16 protein-coding genes are annotated in these 18368 nt (G+C 55.1%); 2 read left to right on the top strand and 14 right to left on the bottom strand.

Translation table 11 applies throughout. The features are described from left to right. From ahbA to DFT_RS17565, 14 genes are all read right to left on the bottom strand, one after another. The gene (ahbA, locus tag DFT_RS17635) at window positions 1–453 is read right to left on the bottom strand and encodes a siroheme decarboxylase subunit alpha (protein ID WP_054032586.1); all 453 of its coding nucleotides are present in this window, start codon (window positions 451–453) and stop codon (window positions 1–3) included. Between the two features lie 10 nt (window positions 454–463). Beyond that, window positions 464–880, bottom strand: a complete 417-nt coding sequence (locus DFT_RS17630) for a secondary thiamine-phosphate synthase enzyme YjbQ (protein ID WP_054032633.1) — start codon at window positions 878–880, stop codon at window positions 464–466. 151 nt (window positions 881–1031) lie between these two features. Beyond that, window positions 1032–1349, bottom strand: coding sequence for a TusE/DsrC/DsvC family sulfur relay protein (locus DFT_RS17625; RefSeq protein WP_054032585.1), 318 nt, complete (start codon window positions 1347–1349; stop codon window positions 1032–1034). Between the two features lie 145 nt (window positions 1350–1494). Beyond that, a complete protein-coding gene (locus tag DFT_RS17620; RefSeq protein ID WP_054032632.1) occupies window positions 1495–2340 on the bottom strand; it encodes an FAD/NAD(P)-binding protein in 846 nt (281 codons plus the stop codon). Between the two features lie 55 nt (window positions 2341–2395). Next, window positions 2396–3460, bottom strand: a complete 1065-nt coding sequence (locus DFT_RS17615; RefSeq protein WP_054032584.1) for a 4Fe-4S dicluster domain-containing protein — start codon at window positions 3458–3460, stop codon at window positions 2396–2398. 19 nt (window positions 3461–3479) lie between these two features. Beyond that, window positions 3480–4427, bottom strand: coding sequence for a 4Fe-4S dicluster domain-containing protein (locus tag DFT_RS17610; protein ID WP_054032583.1), 948 nt, complete (start codon window positions 4425–4427; stop codon window positions 3480–3482). Between the two features lies 1 nt (window position 4428). Further along, window positions 4429–4860: a hydrogenase iron-sulfur subunit gene (locus tag DFT_RS25985; protein WP_152972069.1), complete on the bottom strand. Its 432-nt coding sequence runs from the start codon at window positions 4858–4860 to the stop codon at window positions 4429–4431. A 61-nt stretch (window positions 4861–4921) separates the two neighbouring features. Then, a complete protein-coding gene (locus DFT_RS17595) occupies window positions 4922–8182 on the bottom strand; it encodes an FAD-dependent oxidoreductase (protein ID WP_054032581.1) in 3261 nt (1086 codons plus the stop codon). A 23-nt stretch (window positions 8183–8205) separates the two neighbouring features. Then, window positions 8206–10107 carry an NADH-ubiquinone oxidoreductase-F iron-sulfur binding region domain-containing protein gene (locus tag DFT_RS17590; RefSeq protein WP_054032580.1) on the bottom strand — a complete coding sequence of 634 codons (1902 nt, stop codon included), beginning with the start codon at window positions 10105–10107 and terminating at the stop codon, window positions 8206–8208. A 22-nt stretch (window positions 10108–10129) separates the two neighbouring features. Next, complete coding sequence (gene nuoE / locus DFT_RS17585) at window positions 10130–10627, bottom strand: NADH-quinone oxidoreductase subunit NuoE (protein WP_054032579.1); 498 nt, start codon at window positions 10625–10627, stop codon at window positions 10130–10132. Window positions 10628–10718: 91 nt separating this feature from the next. Then, window positions 10719–11102, bottom strand: a complete 384-nt coding sequence (locus DFT_RS25980) for an FAD-dependent oxidoreductase (protein ID WP_152972068.1) — start codon at window positions 11100–11102, stop codon at window positions 10719–10721. A 746-nt stretch (window positions 11103–11848) separates the two neighbouring features. Then, window positions 11849–13507, bottom strand: a complete 1659-nt coding sequence (locus DFT_RS17575; protein WP_054032577.1) for a response regulator — start codon at window positions 13505–13507, stop codon at window positions 11849–11851. A 326-nt stretch (window positions 13508–13833) separates the two neighbouring features. Continuing rightward, window positions 13834–15246, bottom strand: a complete 1413-nt coding sequence (locus DFT_RS17570) for a sigma-54-dependent transcriptional regulator (RefSeq protein ID WP_054032576.1) — start codon at window positions 15244–15246, stop codon at window positions 13834–13836. Then, entirely contained in the window at window positions 15209–16675 is a 1467-nt protein-coding gene (locus DFT_RS17565) for an ATP-binding protein (RefSeq protein ID WP_054032575.1), read from the bottom strand. The genes DFT_RS17570 and DFT_RS17565 overlap by 38 nt, the downstream gene beginning before the upstream one ends. Window positions 16676–16907: 232 nt before the next feature. Here DFT_RS17565 and DFT_RS17560 point away from each other — a divergent pair, with 232 nt between their 5' ends. Both DFT_RS17560 and miaA read left to right on the top strand, forming a co-directional pair. Beyond that, on the top strand, window positions 16908–17375 hold the full coding sequence (locus tag DFT_RS17560) for a ferritin-like domain-containing protein (protein ID WP_054032574.1): 468 nt from the start codon (window positions 16908–16910) through the stop codon (window positions 17373–17375). 36 nt (window positions 17376–17411) lie between these two features. Continuing rightward, a complete protein-coding gene (miaA, locus tag DFT_RS17555; RefSeq protein ID WP_054032573.1) occupies window positions 17412–18344 on the top strand; it encodes a tRNA (adenosine(37)-N6)-dimethylallyltransferase MiaA in 933 nt (310 codons plus the stop codon). Window positions 18345–18368: the final 24 nt, after the last annotated feature.

Here is an 18368-nt window from a genome sequence, read left to right as displayed (position 1 = left end):
TCACAAGTCGAATTGGGCCCGAATTTTAAACACTTTGGTCGCCGGCATGTTCAGGATCGTCTCCACGCCGGTCTCCTTGGCGATTCGTTCGAGGTTCTGGGCAATCTCTTCTCTGGAACGGGCGATGAACGTAAACCACACGTTGAATTCATCGTCCCGTTGGTAGTTGTGGGTCACACCCGGATAACGATTGACCACCCGGGAAAAGGTCTCGATTTTGTCATCAGGCACCCGGGCCGCGCACAGGGTGCTGACAAACCCCACCTTACCGGGTACAAAATTGGCGCCGATGCGGCGAATGATGCCCGCTTGCTTGAGCTGCAGGACCCGTTGGAGGACTTCGCTTTCCTTCAAGTTCAATTCGCGGGCAATCACGCCGAACGGGCAAGTTTCGATGGGAAAATCCGACTGAATGCGGTTGAGAATCGCCTTGTCGGTGTCGTCCAGGCTCATTGGGCTGACCTCAGCTTTGGGACGGCGACGTGAATGTCGATGCCATCCATGTGATATTGACTTTTCGGCTGCGCGGCCCATCGAATTCACAGAAGAAGATACCTTGCCACGTGCCGAGTACCAAGCGGCCGCCTTCTACCTGGACGAGTTCAGAGGACCCGATCAGGGCGCTCTTGACGTGGGCCGGCGAATTGCCCTCCCGGTGTCGGTAAGGCGCCTTCCAAGGCACCATCTGGTTGAGTACCATTAACATATCCGTCGGCACACTGGGATCCGCGTTTTCGTTGATGGTGACCGCCGCCGTCGTGTGCGGCACGTAAACCATGCAAATCCCTTCCCGAACGCCGGATGCGTCGATCAGGCGCTGGACTTCACCGGTGATGTCGATCATTTCCGTCTGGCTATGCGTTTTTATGCTCAGTTGCATGGCTGCGCTCCCGGGTTTAATGAACAGCATTCATTTAGAACCCTTGTCGGCAGGCGACATCTCAATTCTTGCTATCATTTTTCCGGATCACTTCTCAAATAAAAAAGGCCCTGCACTGCAGGGCCTTCGAGTGAACTGATGCCGAATCGGATTAGACGCAACCGGTCGGTTTGGGCAGACCTGCCATTTTACAGGCTCCCTTGCCCGGTCCGGAAGGAAAGAGTTCATAAATGTGTTTCAGTTTGAACCCGGTGACTTTGGAAAGAACGCGAACCATCGGGGCGATACCATTCTTTTCATAGTACTCGCGGAGCACCTCGATCACCTTTTTGTGTTCATCGTTCAGCTCATCGATGCCTTCCTGCTGCTTTACATACTGGACCCACTCTTCACTCCAGTTTTTGTAATCATCGATGAAACCATCTTCGTCTACGTTAAAAGTTTTTCCACTAAATTCAACTGTCGGCATTTAAACTCCTCCTTTGCCAATATTTTATGGTCCTTGGCTAGTCAGCCTTTGCTAATCCGAAACTGTGAAGTTAACCCTAATAACGAATCACCTGTTTGTTGTCAATACGAAAACACGCGATTGGCGCTTATCTGTTCCAAACGGATCAATATTCTCTCGGTGTCCGGTTCACCTGAGCCAGGGTGAATACCGGGCCGTCCTTGCAGACCAATTCGCGACCGATACCGCAGCGGCCGCACATACCGATACCGCACTTCATCCGGTTTTCCAGAGAAAGGATGATGTGGTCATGGTCGTAGCCCAGTTTTTCAAGGACCGGCTGTGTAAATTTGATCATGATGGGGGGGCCGCAAACGATGGCGTAAGAGTTTTCATCACCCGGGGGGGCCTTCTGTTCTGTGATCGGCGGCACAAAGCCGACATTGTATTTCCAGTCCGGATCTTTCGTGCCGTCCACGGTGATGTGCATGTTGATATCATCGCGCTTTTCCCACTCGATCAGCTCGTTTTTATAAAGGAGCATACCTGGAGAGCGGGCGCCGTAAACCACGCTGATGTCGTTAAACTTCTTCCGATTGGCCGGGTCGAGCATGTAAATGATCGAAGATCGCAAGGTGGTGAAGGCGAATCCGCCGCCGACGATCAGCACGTTCTTGCCTTCGAGCAGGTCCCAGGGGTACCAGTTGCCCAGCGGGCCGCGCACACCCATGATGTCGCCCACCTGCATATTGTGGAGACGAGAGGTCACGACCCCGGCCTTGTTCACGGTAAACTTGATGAACCCTTTTTCCACCGGGGAAGAGGCGATGCCGATGGGGATTTCGCCCACTCCGGCGATGGACAATTCGGCAAACTGACCGGCTCTGTATGCGAATTTGGCTTCATCGTCCGGGTTGAGGAACACGAATTTAAAGGTTTTTAAATTGCGATCTTCGCTCTCGACGGTAATGTCGTCGATACGGACCGGATATGGCAGATATGGATTTTGCACGAATTCCTCCCTCGATCGGGTGCGTTCGGGGCGCTGCTGGATGACCACCGGCACGTCAGCTCCCTTGAACTGCGCACTTGGCTTCGGATGCCAGATTGTTCATCAATTTGCTGATGGTGCGGATATCGATATTGACCGGACACTGCCGGACGCAACGTCCGCAACCCACACACATGATGCCTTTGTCATATTTATCCACGAAATATTTGAGCTTGTGCATGAAACGCTGCCGCAATCGGGCCAATTTGGTGTCTCGGGGGTTATGCCCGGTGGTGTGTACGGAGAAGATGGGAAACATGCAGCTGTCCCAGTTGCGCATGCGCACCCCTTTCTTGCCATAGGTTTCATCCTGGATGTCGAAACACCAGCAGGTGGGGCAAGAGAAGGTACAGGTACCGCAATTGATACAGGCGAAGGAGATATCTTCCCAGAAATCGGCACCGTGCAGGGCCATGGTGTCGGCAGCCGCCAGATTGCCGGTTTCGATTTTGGAGACGATCTTTTCTTCGGCGGCGCTCTTTGCCTGGTCCATGGCAGCCGCATCGGGCAGAACGGTCGACCAGCCGGCGCTTTCCATCAGCCGTGCACCTTTATCGGTCAACACCTTGGCGACGAAATGATCCTCCCGCTCGGCCAGCAGTACGTCCAGCCCTTCCTCATGGTAGGGGCCGCAGCCGGTGCTGGTGCAAAAACAGGTGCTGCAGGGCGTATCGCATGCCAGTCCCACGAAGGTGGTGGCGTCATAGAGATTCAGCCAGTAAGGATCCTGGTACTCATCCGTATCGAAGTTCATCTTCACCAGGACCAGAGCTTTGGCGTCGCATGGGCGAATGCCGATGACCGCCCTGGGAGAATAATCTTTCTCGGCCATCTTGGTGATGTTGCAATCCGGGTCCTTTTTGTCGAGGGAGTAGTCGAGCATGATCTCGGATTGGGGAAAAACCAGGCTTTTTGGCGAGAGCCGCGTGTTCTGAAAGGCCAGGTCGGGCATCTGTCCGGCGGCCAATTCCTGGAAGTTATGCCACGTCTTTTCCTTGACCGGCCCGATCAGTCTGAACGCCCCCTTCAATTTTTCCAGGCCCGGTGACCATTGGCTTTTTTCGATTTTAATGACCTTCATAATTTGCCTTTTAGTCTGATTAGAGAATAGAATCGTTGGTGTCGTTGGGCTTGTAGACATCGAGCGCCGGCCGTGAATCCAGGGAGAGCCCGGCTTCCCAACCATAGAGATCCAGGCAGTCCTTGTTGAGCTTCTTGGTCAACAGGCGCATGTTGATGCCCATCGGACAGGCTCTTTCACAGGCACCGCAATCGGTGCAGCGTCCCGCACAGTGGTAGGCACGCAGAAGATGAAAGGTGCGGACATCGATGGGGTCCTGGCTCTTGCCCACCCACTGCGGTTTGGCTTCATCCACGAAGCAGGTCGGGCAGTAGCACAGCGGGCATGCGTTGCGGCACGCATAACAACGGATGCAGGGTGCCAGCAAATCGTCAAAGAAGGCCCAGCGCTCATCGGTGGTCATGGCTTCCAGGGAAGCCACGTCGGCGTATGGGTCCACATCTTTTTGCTCTTCCACCGGATCGGCCACCATCTCATCGGAAATGACCGGGTTGCGGTGGACACAGACGCTGCAATTCTGCTGAAGCACGTCTTTCTTATCGAATGTCTGGCTGCCGGCGGCGGTTTTGACATGCACCTGACCGTCGCTTTCGGTGACTTCGAGAACTTCGCCCTGGGCCATGGCGGCGATCTTGCGTTTGTCGATCATGCCCTGACACGGCACACCGATGATGACGAGCTGTTCGCGTTTGATTTTATTTTCAAGGATATGGGTCACGATATTGCGTGAATCACACCCCTTGGCGACGATGCCGATCTTTTCCTTCCGATTGGTGAGGTAGTTGGCCAGGTTGATGCCGCAGTTGCTGTCCCACATCAGCGCATCGACCTCCTCGGGTTTGCGTACGAAACACGGTTCGTTCATCATAGGAACGGAACCCTTTCGGAACCCGATAACCATCTCAACCCGGCACTCTTTGAGCAGCCGTTGGGCGATTTCCCTGATCTTTTCAGTGTAAGTTGACATCTTAGGCTACCTTGGCTTCCTTTTTCACGAATCGTTTGTTTGGGCCAAGGGCTTTGACCTTGGCCGTGACCTCACCGACGACCTTCACGAATTTGGTGGATTCGGCGGAAGAAATCCAGGAGAAGTGAAGACGGTCCGATTCGATACCCATGTATTCGAGCAGTTTTTTCATCAACATAAATTTACGTCGTGCGTAGTAATTACCTTCCAGGTAATGGCATTCGCCCGGATGTCACCCGGACACCCACACCGCATCGGCGCCTTCGCGAAGGGCGGCCAGGGCAAATTTTGGGCTCATTCGCCCTGTACACGGAATGCGTACCACCCGGATGTTGGGCGGATACTCCATACGGCTGACACCGGCCAGGTCGGCGGCGCCATAGCTGCACCAGTTGCATAGAAAGCTGACGATTTTAGGTTCCCATTCACTCATTATGTCGGCTCCGTTTTGGTAGGTTGAATATGGGTCATGGCATGCTATGCCTTTTTCGCAGTTATTCCCAGCTCACCGCAGAAATTTGGGCAAAGATCTGGTCATTGTCGAATCCTTTCAAATGGATGGCACCCGATCGGCACGAGGCCACGCACAGGCCGCACCCCTTGCACAGCACAGCATTGATCTGGGCCTTGCCGGCGTGCATCCGGGCATCGGCGGGGATGAAAGAGGGCGCCGAATAGGGGCAGATCGAGACACAGACGCCGCAACTGCTGCACATCATGGGATCGACCTGGGCCACCTGGCCGCTGGTCTTGATCTTTTCGCGGGCCAACAGGGTGACCGCCCGGCTGGCGGCGGCGCGCCCTTGCACGACGGCTTCGTCGATGGGTTTGGGGTAGTGGGCCAAACCGCAGAGGAAGACACCGTCTGTGGCAAACTCCGAGGGGCCCAGTTTGGCATGCTTTTCGACGAAAAATCCGTCGTCGTTGAGCGGCACCTTGAAGAACTGGGCGAGTTTGTCGTCCCGGTTGGGCACGACGGCTGTTGCCAGAGAGAGCAGGTCGGGCTCGATGGTGACCGGCAGACCGAGTACATGGTCGATGACCGTCACCCGGATGCGACCTTCGGCCACTGCGACCTGGGGCTTGTTTTCCAGCTCGTAGCGGATGAAGATAATGCCTTTTTCGCGTGCCTCTTTGTACAGGTATTCACGCTCTCCATAGGTGCGGATGTCCCGATAGAGGATATAGATGTTCATATCCGGGTTGCGCTTTTTTAACTCCAAAGCGTTGTCGATAGAATGGGTGCAGCATACCCGAGAACAGTAAGGCCGCTGGGGTTCGCGCGAACCGACGCATTGAATAAAAACCGCCGCATTGGCCGCGGCCAAAGCCGGGTCATCGGCTTTCATACGTTGGTCCAGTTCCAGGCTGGTCATGATGCGGGGATCTTGACCATAGCAGTACTCTTCGGTCTGCAGCGGTGCGCCGCCGGTGGCGATCACGGCCACGCCGTGCACAATCTCCTTCTGGCTGCCGTTGGAGCTCACGGTCGATTTGAAGTTGCCCACAAAACCGTCCAAAGCGGTCAGTTCGCTGTTCAGATGGACATTGATATTTTTGTTCTGCTCAACCTCGGCGACGAGTTCAGCCAATTTATCAGCCACCAGATCGCCGCTGATGGTTTTGTACAAATTGTGGGCCTGGCCGCCCAAACGTTCTCCGCGTTCGATGATGTGGGTTTCATATCCCTGGCGCGCGAGGCTGCGGGCCGCGGTCATGCCTGAAATGCCGCCGCCGATGACCAGAGCAGCCTGGTTGACCTCCAGTTCTGCCTCCTGGAGGGGCTGCATGAGGCCTACCTTGTTGACGGCCATACGCACCAGGTCCTTGGCCTTCCGGGTGGCCAAGTCGGGATTGTTCTTGTGCACCCAGGAGTCGTGGTTGCGGATATTGGCCATCTCGAAAAGATATTTGTTCAGCCCCGCATTGATCAAGGTCTCCTGGAACAGCGGCTCATGAGTTTTGGGCGTGCAGGCAGCCACCACGACGCGGTTGAGATTTTTCTGCTTGATGATCTGGGTCATCCTGTCCTGGGTGTCCTGGGCGCAGGAGTAAAGATTGTCGGTGGCATATTCGACATAGGGGAGGGTGGCGGCATATTCGGCCACCGAGGGAACGTCCACCACGCCGGCGATGTTGATGCCGCAGCGGCAGACAAAGACACCGATGCGCGGCCGTTCGCCCTGAACATTGACCTCGGGGATCACTTCGGGCTTCTTTGTGGCCGTGTTGCGCCCCGTCGCCAGAATTTCGCCCACCGCAGCAGCGGCGGCGCTGGAATCGACCACTGACTGGGGAATGTCTTTTGGGCCTTGGAAGGCGCCACATACATAGATGCCCGGCTTGCTGGTGGCCACCGGTTCGAAGGTGTCGGTCTTGCAGAAATTGCCTTCGGTCAGTTCGATGCCCAGTTTCTGGGCCAATCGCACCACTTCCGGGGAGGTCTCCAGACCGATGGAGAGCACGATCATGTCGAACTGCTCCTCCTGCAGGCTGCCATCGTCGTTGACGTAGCGCACCGACAGCTCGTCGCTGCCCCGCACCGGATCGATGGTGTGCACCCGGCTGCGCAGGAAGCGCACGCCCTTGTCTTTGGCATTGTTGTAAAATCGTTCGAAATCCTTACCGTGGGTGCGCATATCCATATAGAAGATGGCGCAGTCGAGTTCGGCACCGGCGTGCTCTTTGGCGATGACGGCCTCCTTGATGGCATACATGCAGCAGACCGACGAACAGTAACTGTTGTCGCAGCGGTTCAGGTCACGGGAGCCGACGCACTGGAACCATGCGATCTTTTTGGGCTCCTTGTGATCGGAGAGTCGCACGAGATGGCCGCCCGTGGGCCCCGATGCGGAGAGCAGCCGCTCCATCTCCATGGAGGTGATGACGTTGGGGTGGTTGGCATAGCCGTAGGAGTCAAACTTGGAGGGATCGAAAGGCTGAAAGCCGGGCGCCAGGATAATCGAGCCCACTTCCAATTCGACGATTTCATCTTCCATTTTGTGGTTGATGGCGTTAACCCCGCAAAACTCGGTGCACACCTGGCAACCGCCGGTTTTAAAGTGCACGCACACGTCGCGATCGATGGCTGGCGTATTGGGCACGGCCTGGGCATAGGGTACGTAGACCGGCTTGCGGCCTTTCAGCCCCATGTCATATTCTGAGGGAATTTTATGGACATTTTTCTTTTTCGTGATTTCGTCACGGATTTTGTCCAGCGTAATGTGTCCGGTCGGGCAGACCGATGCACAGGCCCCGCAGGCCAGACACACATCGGTCTGGGTGTGAAAGGGGGTATCGACTTTCATCTCGACGCCGCGTCCGGTGAGTTCGATAGCGCTGTTGCCCATCCGTTCGCACATGCGAACGCACAAGCCGCACAAGATGCATGTGTCGTCTTCCGCCTTGAAACGGGATTTCTCGATCCCATATTTTTTGCCCAGCTTTTGAAGGATGGGGACCTCCGGGCATCGGGCCATGAGCAACTCCACGATCAATTTGCGCCCCTGGTGCACCGAATCCGTGTCGGTGTTGATCTCCATGCCTTCCCATATGGGGTAGTTGCAGGCCGTCACGAATCTGGAGCGCCGGCCGTCGAACATCTCCACGGTGCAAAGCCGGCACATGCCAGCCGGTTCCAGAGCCTTATGATGGCACAGGGTGGGGATTTCAATGCCGTACTTCTGGGCCACTTGCAGTACGTATTGGCCCTCTTCTCCCTGAACCGTCTGGCCGTTGATCTTGAAGGTAATCATAATGGACTTTCCTCTGTATGTTTTTAGCAGATTTTAATCGCGTCGAATTTGCATCCTTCGTAACAAATACCGCACTTGATGCATTTGGTCTGATCGATACTGTGGGGTTTTTTCTTTTCCCCCGAGACCGCATGTTGAGGGCATTTACGGAAGCATACCTGGCAACCGGTACAGGCCTCGGCATCGATTTCATAGTGAAACAACTCCTTGCATACACCGGCGCGGCACTTCTTATCGCGAATATGCTGTTCGTATTCGTCACGGAAGTACAAGATGGTGGTCAGGACCGGGTTGGGTGCCGAAGTGCCCAGACCACACAGTGAAAACTTTTGGACCATGGCGCCCAACTCTTCGAGCAGTTCGATATCGCCATCTTTACCGTTGCCCTGGCAGATGTCGGTCAGGATGTCGAGCATCTGTTTGATGCCTTCACGGCAAGGGTTGCACTGGCCGCAAGACTCCTCCTTGAGAAAGTCGAGGAAGTAGCGGGCCACGTCCACCATGCAGGTGTCCTGATCCATGACGATCATACCACCGGACCCCATGATGGAACCCACCTCGGCCAGCTTCTGGTAGTCTACCGGCAGGTCTAGGAAACGTTCGGGGATGCATCCACCCGACGGTCCGCCGGTTTGCACGGCTTTGAATTTCTTTTTCTTGGGAACGCCGCCGCCGATGTCGAACACGATCTGCTTGAGCGAAACGCCCATGGGAACTTCCACCAGGCCGGTGTTCTGTATTTTGCCCACCAGCGAGAACACCTTGGTGCCTTTGCTGTGTTCTGTTCCCATGCCGGCATACCAGTCCGCTCCTTTAAGAACGATGGCCGGTACGTTGGCGTAAGTCTCCACGTTGTTCAAGTTGGTAGGGCTTTCACGGAATCCTTTTTCGACCGTGTGCACATATTTAGCGCGTGGGCGCCCCACCTTGCCTTCCAGCGAGGCCATCAAGGCAGTGGATTCGCCACATACGAAGGCACCGGCGCCGGTGGAGATTTTGATGTGGAAAGAAAAATCGCTGCCGGCGATGTTGTCTCCTAAGAGCCCGTACGCTTCGGCCTGCTTGATGGCGGCCAGCAGACGCTTGACGGCCAGTGGATACTCGTTTCGTACGTAGATGTAACCTTGCCGCGAGCCAATAGCGTAGCCCGCGATGAGCATGCCTTCCAAGACGCTATGCGGATCGCCTTCAAGGATGCTACGGTCCATGTATGCGCCGGGATCGCCCTCGTCGGCATTGCAGATGATATAGCGTTCGCCATGGTGCTTGGCGGCCGTGGCCCACTTGATGCCGGTGGGGAAACCGCCGCCGCCGCGTCCGCGCAACCCGGAGTCCTTGATGGTCTCGATGATTTTCTTGGGCTCCTGATGGTTCAAGGCGTCGATAAAAGCCAGGTAGCCTTTCTTGGCGATGTAGGCGTCGATCTCGTCCGGATCGATGTAGCCGCAGTTGCGCAAGGCCACCTTGACCTGGTTTTTGTAAAAAGGCACATCCTCCAGAAAGGGGATGCCTTCGATGGGTTCGATTTTGTCGATGGGATTGTCGAGATCGTCTTCCAGGACGCAGCGTGGATCGCGCATCTGACCGAGAATCCATTTCTTTTTGGATGCGCCGTTCTGGTAGTCCTCGACGGCTTCGATAATTTTATCCGCCGTGATGTTTTTGTATATCACGCGTGGTCGGCCGTCCGCCAAAATTTCCACGAGAGGCTCGACTTCACAGAAACCGATGCAACCGGTTTGGCAGACGGTGATATGGTCATCATCTTTAAAGGCCTCGGATGCCTTTTCAAAAGCATCCACGGCCCCGGCGGCGATGCCGCACGAAGCCATGCCCACATTGATCTTGATTCCTTCAGGGTGGTAAAGGCTCGGGGCGTATGCTTTTCTAATTTTTTCCAGATCTTTCGCAGACGCGATTTTCATGGTTGATGCCTCGCTAATGCCGTTATTCGTATTCATTCAGAACCTTTTCGACTTCATCCGTGCCGATGCGTCCATGCATGTCTTCGTTGATCTTGATCACCGGCCCAAGGCTGCAGCAGCCGATGCAACGGACGGATTCCAGCGTAAAACGGCCGTCCGGTGTCGTCTCACCGTCCTTGATTTTGAGCGAATCGGTGATGCGTTCGCGAATGCGTTCGCCGCCACGGACGTGGCAGGCCGTACCCAGGCAGATCGAAATGATGTTGCGTCCGCGCGGCTCGAGGCTGAAGGTGGCATAAAAGGTGGCCACGCCGTAAATTTTGCTGAAGGGCACGCCGATTTTAGGCGCCAGGTAGGTGAGTGCCGGCCGCGGCAGATAATTGTATCGCCGCTGAATGGCCTGCAGAATCATGATCAGGTTTTCTTTGTCGTTGCCGAACTGGTTTTCAATGATGTCATCGAGTTCGCGAATGTCGATCTCTTCGACAGGACCACTAAGGGTCGCAGCGGCTTCGCTCATCTGCTTTTCTCCCGAAATCGCAAAAATTTGGCAATAAATTAAAGGTTAACGGCGGTGATCGTTTCGGAAACCGCCATGCTGCAACCTGGTGTCAGGCGCCGGTGGTTTGGACCACCGGGCAGTTTTCGACACAAGCACCGCAGCCGGTGCATAAATCCAGGTCGATGCTGCGGGCGCGTTTACGCACTTTGACCTTGAAGTTGCCTGGTTTGCCTTGAACTTCTTCCAAATCCGCATAGGTAATTAGTTCGATATTTAGATGCCGGCCGACCTCGACCAGTACGGGCGAGATAATTCACATCGCGCAGTCATTGGTGGGGAAGGTCTTGTCCAATTGGGACATGACCCCACCAATTGCAGGGGATTTTTCGAGCAGGTAGACGTAATAGCCTGAATTGGCCAGGTCCAAAGCGGCCTGCATCCCGGAAATACCGCCACCGACAACCAGAACGGAGCCGTTAACACTATTTGCCATTGGTTTTTCCTTCCTTGATATGTTGCACACAAGAACCGCTGGATTCGATCCCGTTGGCTGCCTTGGATCGAATCCAGCGGTTTGCGGAATTGACACAATGCGTTGCGCTAAGTGATCGAGCATCAAACCCGTTGTCCATTGAATTTCCTATCACGATACGTTACGAGATTCAAATTCCAAATCATCATGAAGCGATAGCCTTCGAGCGGCCGGATGATGCGCATTGCTATGTGCTGAGCGTACGCTCGTTTTCATCTATATGTTGAATATGGGCTTGTCAATAAAATTCGACCGTTGGATTCGACCCTGACAATGCATGTCCCTGAATCGATTTGGATGCGAGATCAGACTCTTACGGACGGATGCGCATTGAGTCGGATACAATGCGATGAGCGGGGCCGAGAATGGCGGATCGATATGTATTCCAGCGCTGATGGGCGCCTGTAGCCTCGCCGACCGAGTTGCCGTTCGGCACCGCCTATCGTGCATATGATCTTGAGCTTATAAATATCAATCTTCTTCCCCATCGGCCCTTTTTAAAGCATCATGCTGGGGGTCAGCGCAAGAGCATGGGCTCGCCGTCTTGGACCTGGGCCGCCATGGAAATCCCGCGTTGTGAACCGAGTGATGGAGGCGGCTCTTATTATGAAACATTGTTCAAAATAAGGGCCGCCTCCCAAAGAAAAAGGGGCTGTTTGGAGCAGCCCCTTCCGATCATGTGCTCAGACTACCGCCGTAGCGTCGAATCAGGCGGCGATTTTCAGCGCTTCTTCGGCTGCTGTGCGGATCTCTTTGGGGGTGAACGGTTTGGGTACGTAGTCCACGGCTCCCATGCGCGCGGCTTCCTTGGCCGTTTCAATGCTTGCATAGCCGGTGATGATCACCACCCTGGCCTGGGGCTGGGCTTTGCGCACAGCCGCGAGCAGTTCCAGACCCTGTACGCCGGGAATCCTCAGGTCGAGCAGGACCAGTGAATATGAACCTTGCGCAAACTTAGCCAGTGCTTCCTCTTTGGTGGTGGCCTGCTCGACGGTGTAATTGCGTCTGCTCAGGATCTTGCGGATGTTGTTGTTGACCGCCACCTCGTCATCCACCACCAGCACCCTCTCCATGGGAGCCGTCGCCGTTTGAGCGGCCGACCCTTCGGACTCGAGGATCCTTTGGTAGTTGGCTTTGAGTTGCGCGTAGGGCATCTGCACGATACCGTCATAAACCAAGTGGTCTATGTATTCCGGACCGGTCATCGCCGCCACCTCTTGATAGTCGAAGGGCATGTCCGGGGCAATCAGGCGGCGTGTATCGGCTGTTTTGGATTGTGCGGCTTTCTTGGGCTGTTTGGCACTTTTCTGGGGGCAGGCACCCTTTTTGGTGCCGGCCTTACACGTGGCGCCAAGCTTTTTGAAAATGTCGCAGACCATGTCGCCGACCTCGCAGAATCCTTCCAGCTCTTTGTCGACGACCACTTCCACCACCGGGACGTCGGACCGGCCGACATGGCGGGCATATACTTCACCGGTGCTGCGGGCCACCTCCTCGTAGTCGAAGGGCACATCCACATCGATGCGTCGCTTCTGGTCCATGCGGGCCACATTGGCCTTCAGTTCCTCGTAGGTGGGTTGCACCACGCCGTCGTGGCGCAGATAATTCAAGTATTCGGGGCCCGTCACCGCGCGAACTTCCTCGTAGTTGAAGGGGTGATCGATACCCACCAGGGTTTTGACGCTCGGTGCGGCATCCTTCTTCGAGGCGCTCTTTTTCTTGCCGGCCATAAGTTGTGGGCACTCCTTGGTTTTGGTGCCGGCCTTGCAGGTGGCACCCAATTTCTTGAAGATGTCGCAGACCATGGCCCCCACTTCGCAAAAACCTTCGGCGGCGCTGGGCAGTTTGACTTCCACGGTGGGAATGTCTGAACGCCCTACGCTGCGGGCATACTGTTCTCCGGTATATTTGGCCACCTCGTCCGCATCGAAGGGAATGTCCACGTCGATCACGTTGATCGACGCCTTCTCCTTGGGGCTCACCTGGGCCTCGACCAGTTTGCCCTGGATAGCCTCCTCGACCATGGCGCGCAGTTCGTCCGGCGTAAAAGGCTTGGGGATGTAGTCCAGTGCCCCAAGGCGGATAGCCTTTACGGCCGTATCGGTGGAAGCATAGGCGGTCATCATGATGGCCTTTGTTTCAGGCCACCTGGCCTTGAGGGATTTTAAAAATTCGAGGCCGTTCATTTCCGGCATCAAAATGTCGGAGATGACCAGGTCGAATGATCCTTCAGCCATTTTTTGCAGGGCTTCGTCGCCGCTGGTGGCCGAGGTTACCCGATAGCTGCCTTTGGACAGGATTTTTTCCACATTCCGGCAGATACCGGCTTCGTCGTCCACGACCATGATATTGACCTGTTTTTCCATGATGTCCTCCTCGTTATGGTGTTCGCATGATGCAGGAATTTGCGAATGGATTTGCTATGTGTTCTGCATCGGTCGTGCCAGGGGGGCGGATTTCGATACAACCTATTGATTTAAAGGTTTAAATTTAGAATGTGGCTCGGCCTTTCGAGGAGATCGTATAAAAATTTCAGGCGGGTCGTTGTCGCGTCTGCGAGAGGCGACGTTTGTTTTAATATATTGATATAATATTTAAAAATACATTATCAGGAATTTTCGGAGGTTAAGGGTCAATGATGTATAAAAAAAATAGGCAGTGTATGGAATATGGCTTTTAAGAGATGGAAGGTTCAGGCAAGACCTCTTTTGCGGATGCCGTACTTGCGCATCAAGGTCTGGAAATTGGTGCGTTTCAGCCCGACCTGGCGTGCGGCTTGGGTGACGTTCCAATCGGATCGGTTCAAGGCCTGCAGGATGAAATTCTTTTCGACTTTGCGGATGGCTTTTTCGCGAATCTCCTTTTTCATCCTTTTCAAGGCCTCATTATCTTCCGGAACATTTTCCAGCAGCAGGCTCAACTCATCCTGAGGATCTCCGAAGGTGAGATCCTTGAGTTGAATAAGCTCGGATTCGCAATGGATCACGGCCCGTTCGATCACATTGCGAAGCTGGCGCACATTCCCCGGCCACTCGTGGCCGATCAGATGCTTGAGGGCGTCGTCGGCAAGTCCACGGACCGTTTTGCCCACCTTGGCGGCGAATTGGCCGATGAAGTGGTAGGCGATGGGCAATATGTCTTCGGTGCGTTCTTTGAGCAGCGGCAGATAGATGGGATATACGAATATACGGTAGTAAAAATCGTGGCGGAACCGCCCGCTTTGCACCATCTCCTCCAGGTTCTGGTTGGTGGCCAGGATCAACCGGATATCGACGCGCTGCGGCGTGGTGTGGCCCACGGGAATAAACTCGCGGCTCTCCAGAAAACGCAGCAACTTCCCCTGCACCTCCAGATCGATGTTGCCGATTTCATCCAGGAAAACCGTGCCGCCGTCCGCCCGTTTGAAAATGCCCTCCTTCTCTTTGTGGGCACCCGTGAAGGCTCCTTTGGCGTGGCCGAAAAGCTCGCTTTCCAGCAGGTTGCCTGATAAGGTGCCGCAGTCCACGGCAAAAAATACCCGGTCGGCGCGTCGGCTGTTGGCGTGCACCGCGCGTGCCACGAGCTCCTTTCCCGTGCCACTGGCACCATAGATTAGAACAGTGGCATCGGTGGGAGCCACCTTGGCGACCATCTCCACCACTTTTCTGATCTTCGGGCTGTTGCCGACCAGTTGATGGATGGTTTTCTGTGGGCGTTGCGGCTGCGCCACCAGGTCGCGGTTTTCCATCCTCACCCGGCGCGCTTTGACGGCCTGGGCCACCATGGAGCGCAGTTCATCGGGTGTGAAGGGTTTGGGCAGATAATCGAAGGCCCCGAGTTTCATCACCTCCACGGCCGAGGAGACGGTGGAGTAGCCGGTGATGACGATCACCATGGTGTCCGGTGCCATGCTTTTGACGCGGCGCAGCAGCTCCATACCGCCCAGACGGTTCATTTTTAAATCGGTGACCACCACGTCGTATGGGGCTTCGGAAAACAGGGCCAAGGCATCCTGCCCATTATAGGCACATTGGACGTGATATTTGTCTTTGGTTAGTATTTTAAGGCAGTTATGGCATATTTGGGGCTCATCGTCCACCACCAGAACGCGTGTGCTTTGTGTCATCCGCCTGTCCTTTGGCTATCGGCAAATGGATATTGAAACAGGTCCCCTGCCCGACGGTGCTTTCCACCGAGATGGTCCCGCCGTGCTGTTCGAGGATGCCGTGAGTGATGGATAACCCCAGGCCGGTACCCGACTCCTTAGTGGTGAAAAAAGGTTCGAAAATTTTGTCCAGATAATCCTTTTCGATCCCGGAACCTGTGTCCGCAACGGCAACATGGATGGCATTACCGCCCGGCATCAGGTCGGTGCTGATGCTGACGGTGCCCCCTTCCGGTGTCGCTTCAACGGCATTGAGGATCAGGTTGATCAAGGCCTGTTCGATCTGCCCCTTGTCGAGCATCTGATCGGGAACTTGCGGCGCCAGGCGGGATTGGACCGTGATATCCTTGAAAGCCGCCTGCTTGTGGGTCAGCAGCACGCTTTCGGTGATGATCTCGTTCAAGTTGACCATCTTTTTTTGGGGTTTGTTCTGGCGGGCAAAATCGAGCAGACTGCTCACGATTTTACGGCAGCGCAGGGTTTCGTTGGCAATGATTTGAAGCTCTTCGTAGTTGGGATCATCCTGCCCCAGCTCCTCCTGGACGAGCATGGCCGAGGTGAGGATGGTGGTCAGCGGGTTGTTGATTTCGTGGGCCACACCGGCCGAAAGTCTTCCAATGGAGGCCATCTTTTCCTGCTGCATCAGGGTTTTCTGGACATTGATCTCCCGGGTGATGTCCCTTGCGATTTCGATGGCACCGGTCACGTCGCCTCTTTCGATGATCGGGTAGGTGCTGATCGAGTAATAAATTTCGCGGTTGTATCGATCCAAATGGATGTGGGTGGTCTGGGAAGGCATGGCGCTTTGCAGGGTCTCGATCAGGGGACAGGGATGATTTTCGCCCGAGCAGGGGGTGTCGCGGTGGTGGGTGATTTCGAAGCAGCGGCGGCCGATAACCTCCTCCTTCTTCAGGCCGAGCTTGTTCAACAGATGCTTGTTGATGTCGGCGATGGTGTAATCCTGGTCGATGATCATCACCTCTTCCTGGATGAGCTCATCCATGATCATCTTGCATTTGGCCCGGGTCTCGTTGAGCTCCCGGCTGGTCTGTTCCTGCAATCGGGAAGCATAGGAGAGTTCCCAGAACAGCTTGACCGTCTGGGAAGAGATGATGCGGACACTTTTGCTTTTGCGACGCAGCAGGTCATTGAAGATGTCGTCCTTGCCGGTCAGTTCGATGATCAAATCGATATCGGTGCGCGGCAGGAGCTCTTGATAGTCGGCAAAAACCGGGATGCCCTTTTGCAGGGCGATTTGAACCCCTGGTGCATCCGGGGCGATGTCGACCACCGCGACGACCAGCGGGTGGATCTCTTGAAAGGCATACTGATCGAATATTTTCATCAGGCGAACGCTGCGATCGCCACAGCCGACGATGGCAATTTTCATGGCGGGTTTCCTCTCCTCAATGGCATACGGTGAGATGAGCGAACTATACATTCAATTTCGCTTAAATTCAAATCGATCAACCACCTGATCAGAGCTGCCAAAATAATATTGACGTCTGTCTAATTGACGCTATTATCTGGGAAACCGTTTGAATGCCCGAACACCAACCCTGTTGGTCACCCGGCAGGCCGGTTCACGAGGTGTGCCGCAGACAATCCAGAAAGGAAACCGTATGCCGTTCAAAAATCTCGACGATATCATCGACTTTGCCATTGAAAAGGAAAAAGAGGCCGCTGATTTTTATATGGAGGTCAGCGAGCAGGAGAAGTTCAGCGGTAAGAAGGAGATGCTGCTGGAGTTCTCCGCCGAAGAGCGCAAGCACCAGGCGTTGCTCGAAGATCTCAAGGCCGGCAATGTGGGCCAGAAACTCGATGACTACAAGTTCAAGTGGATTACCGACATCAAGCGTAGCGACTACGTCGATGAGATCACCTACCATCCCGGCATGGGCTATAATGAATTGTTGATGCTCGCCATGAAACGGGAGGAGAATGCCCTGAAATTGTACAACGAGCTGTTGGCCAACGCCCAAACCGATGCACAGAAAAAGGTGTTCAAGATGCTGTGCCAGGAAGAGGCCAAACACAAGTTGTCGCTGGAAACGATGTATGACGATTTTATGTCTGAAATGGGCGATTGAACCTGCGATGACATCGGCGAACGTGCCTGCCAATCCGTGAATACTTCCGATCCACCGAAAATCGTGATCGTTTGCGGCCCCACCGGCGTGGGTAAAACCGCTTTTGCCATCGAGCTGGCCAAACGATTCGGTGGAGAGATCGTGGGGGCCGACTCCATGCAGATCTACCGTCGGATGGACATCGGCACGGCCAAGCCAACAGCCGAAGAAAAAGCGGTCGTACCCCACCACATGGTGGATATCATCGCTCCGGATGAACCGTTTGACGCGGCAGCATACGGTCGACGGGCCGATGCGATCGTCACGCAACTTCTGGCGGACAATAAGATTGCGTTTGTCGTCGGTGGCACGGGGTTGTACATCAAGGCATTGATCTATGGCCTTTTCAAAGGCCGCACCGTCGATGACAGGGTTCGGCAAACCTTACAGGCCCGGTTGGCCGACGAGGGCGCGCCGGCCCTGTATGACGCTCTAAAGGATCGAGATCCTTCGGCGGCGGCACGCATCCATCCCAACGACACCTACCGTATATTGCGAGCCCTGGAAGTTGTCGAGACGACGGGGCGCGCCATCAGCGAATTCCATGAAGCCCATCATTTTGGGAAAGCGCGCTACAGGGGATCTTACATCGGCCTGACATTGCCGCGAGAGCAGTTGTACGCCCGGATCGATGGACGCGTGGACGCCATGATCGCAGCCGGGTTGCTCGAAGAGGTGCGCGGTTTGCTCGCATCGGGATACGGGCCGGAGCTCAAGTCCATGCAATCGCTGGGATACCGCCACATGATCGCCTATATTCAGGGCGAGTTGACCTGGGATGAAGCGTTGCGAACCCTGAAACGCGACCATCGCCGCTATGCCAAACGTCAGCTGACCTGGTTCAAGGCAGTGGACGGGATGCACTGGCTGGCCCCCGACGAGATCGATACCGCGGCCGAACAGATCGACCGCTTTTTTGCCGCGGCCTGAGACACTGTCCGGCAACGACTTTTT

This window comes from Desulfatitalea tepidiphila (genome assembly GCF_001293685.1).
Lineage (GTDB): Bacteria > Desulfobacterota > Desulfobacteria > Desulfobacterales > Desulfosarcinaceae > Desulfatitalea > Desulfatitalea tepidiphila.
This window is presented reverse-complemented; position numbering and strand designations above follow the sequence as displayed.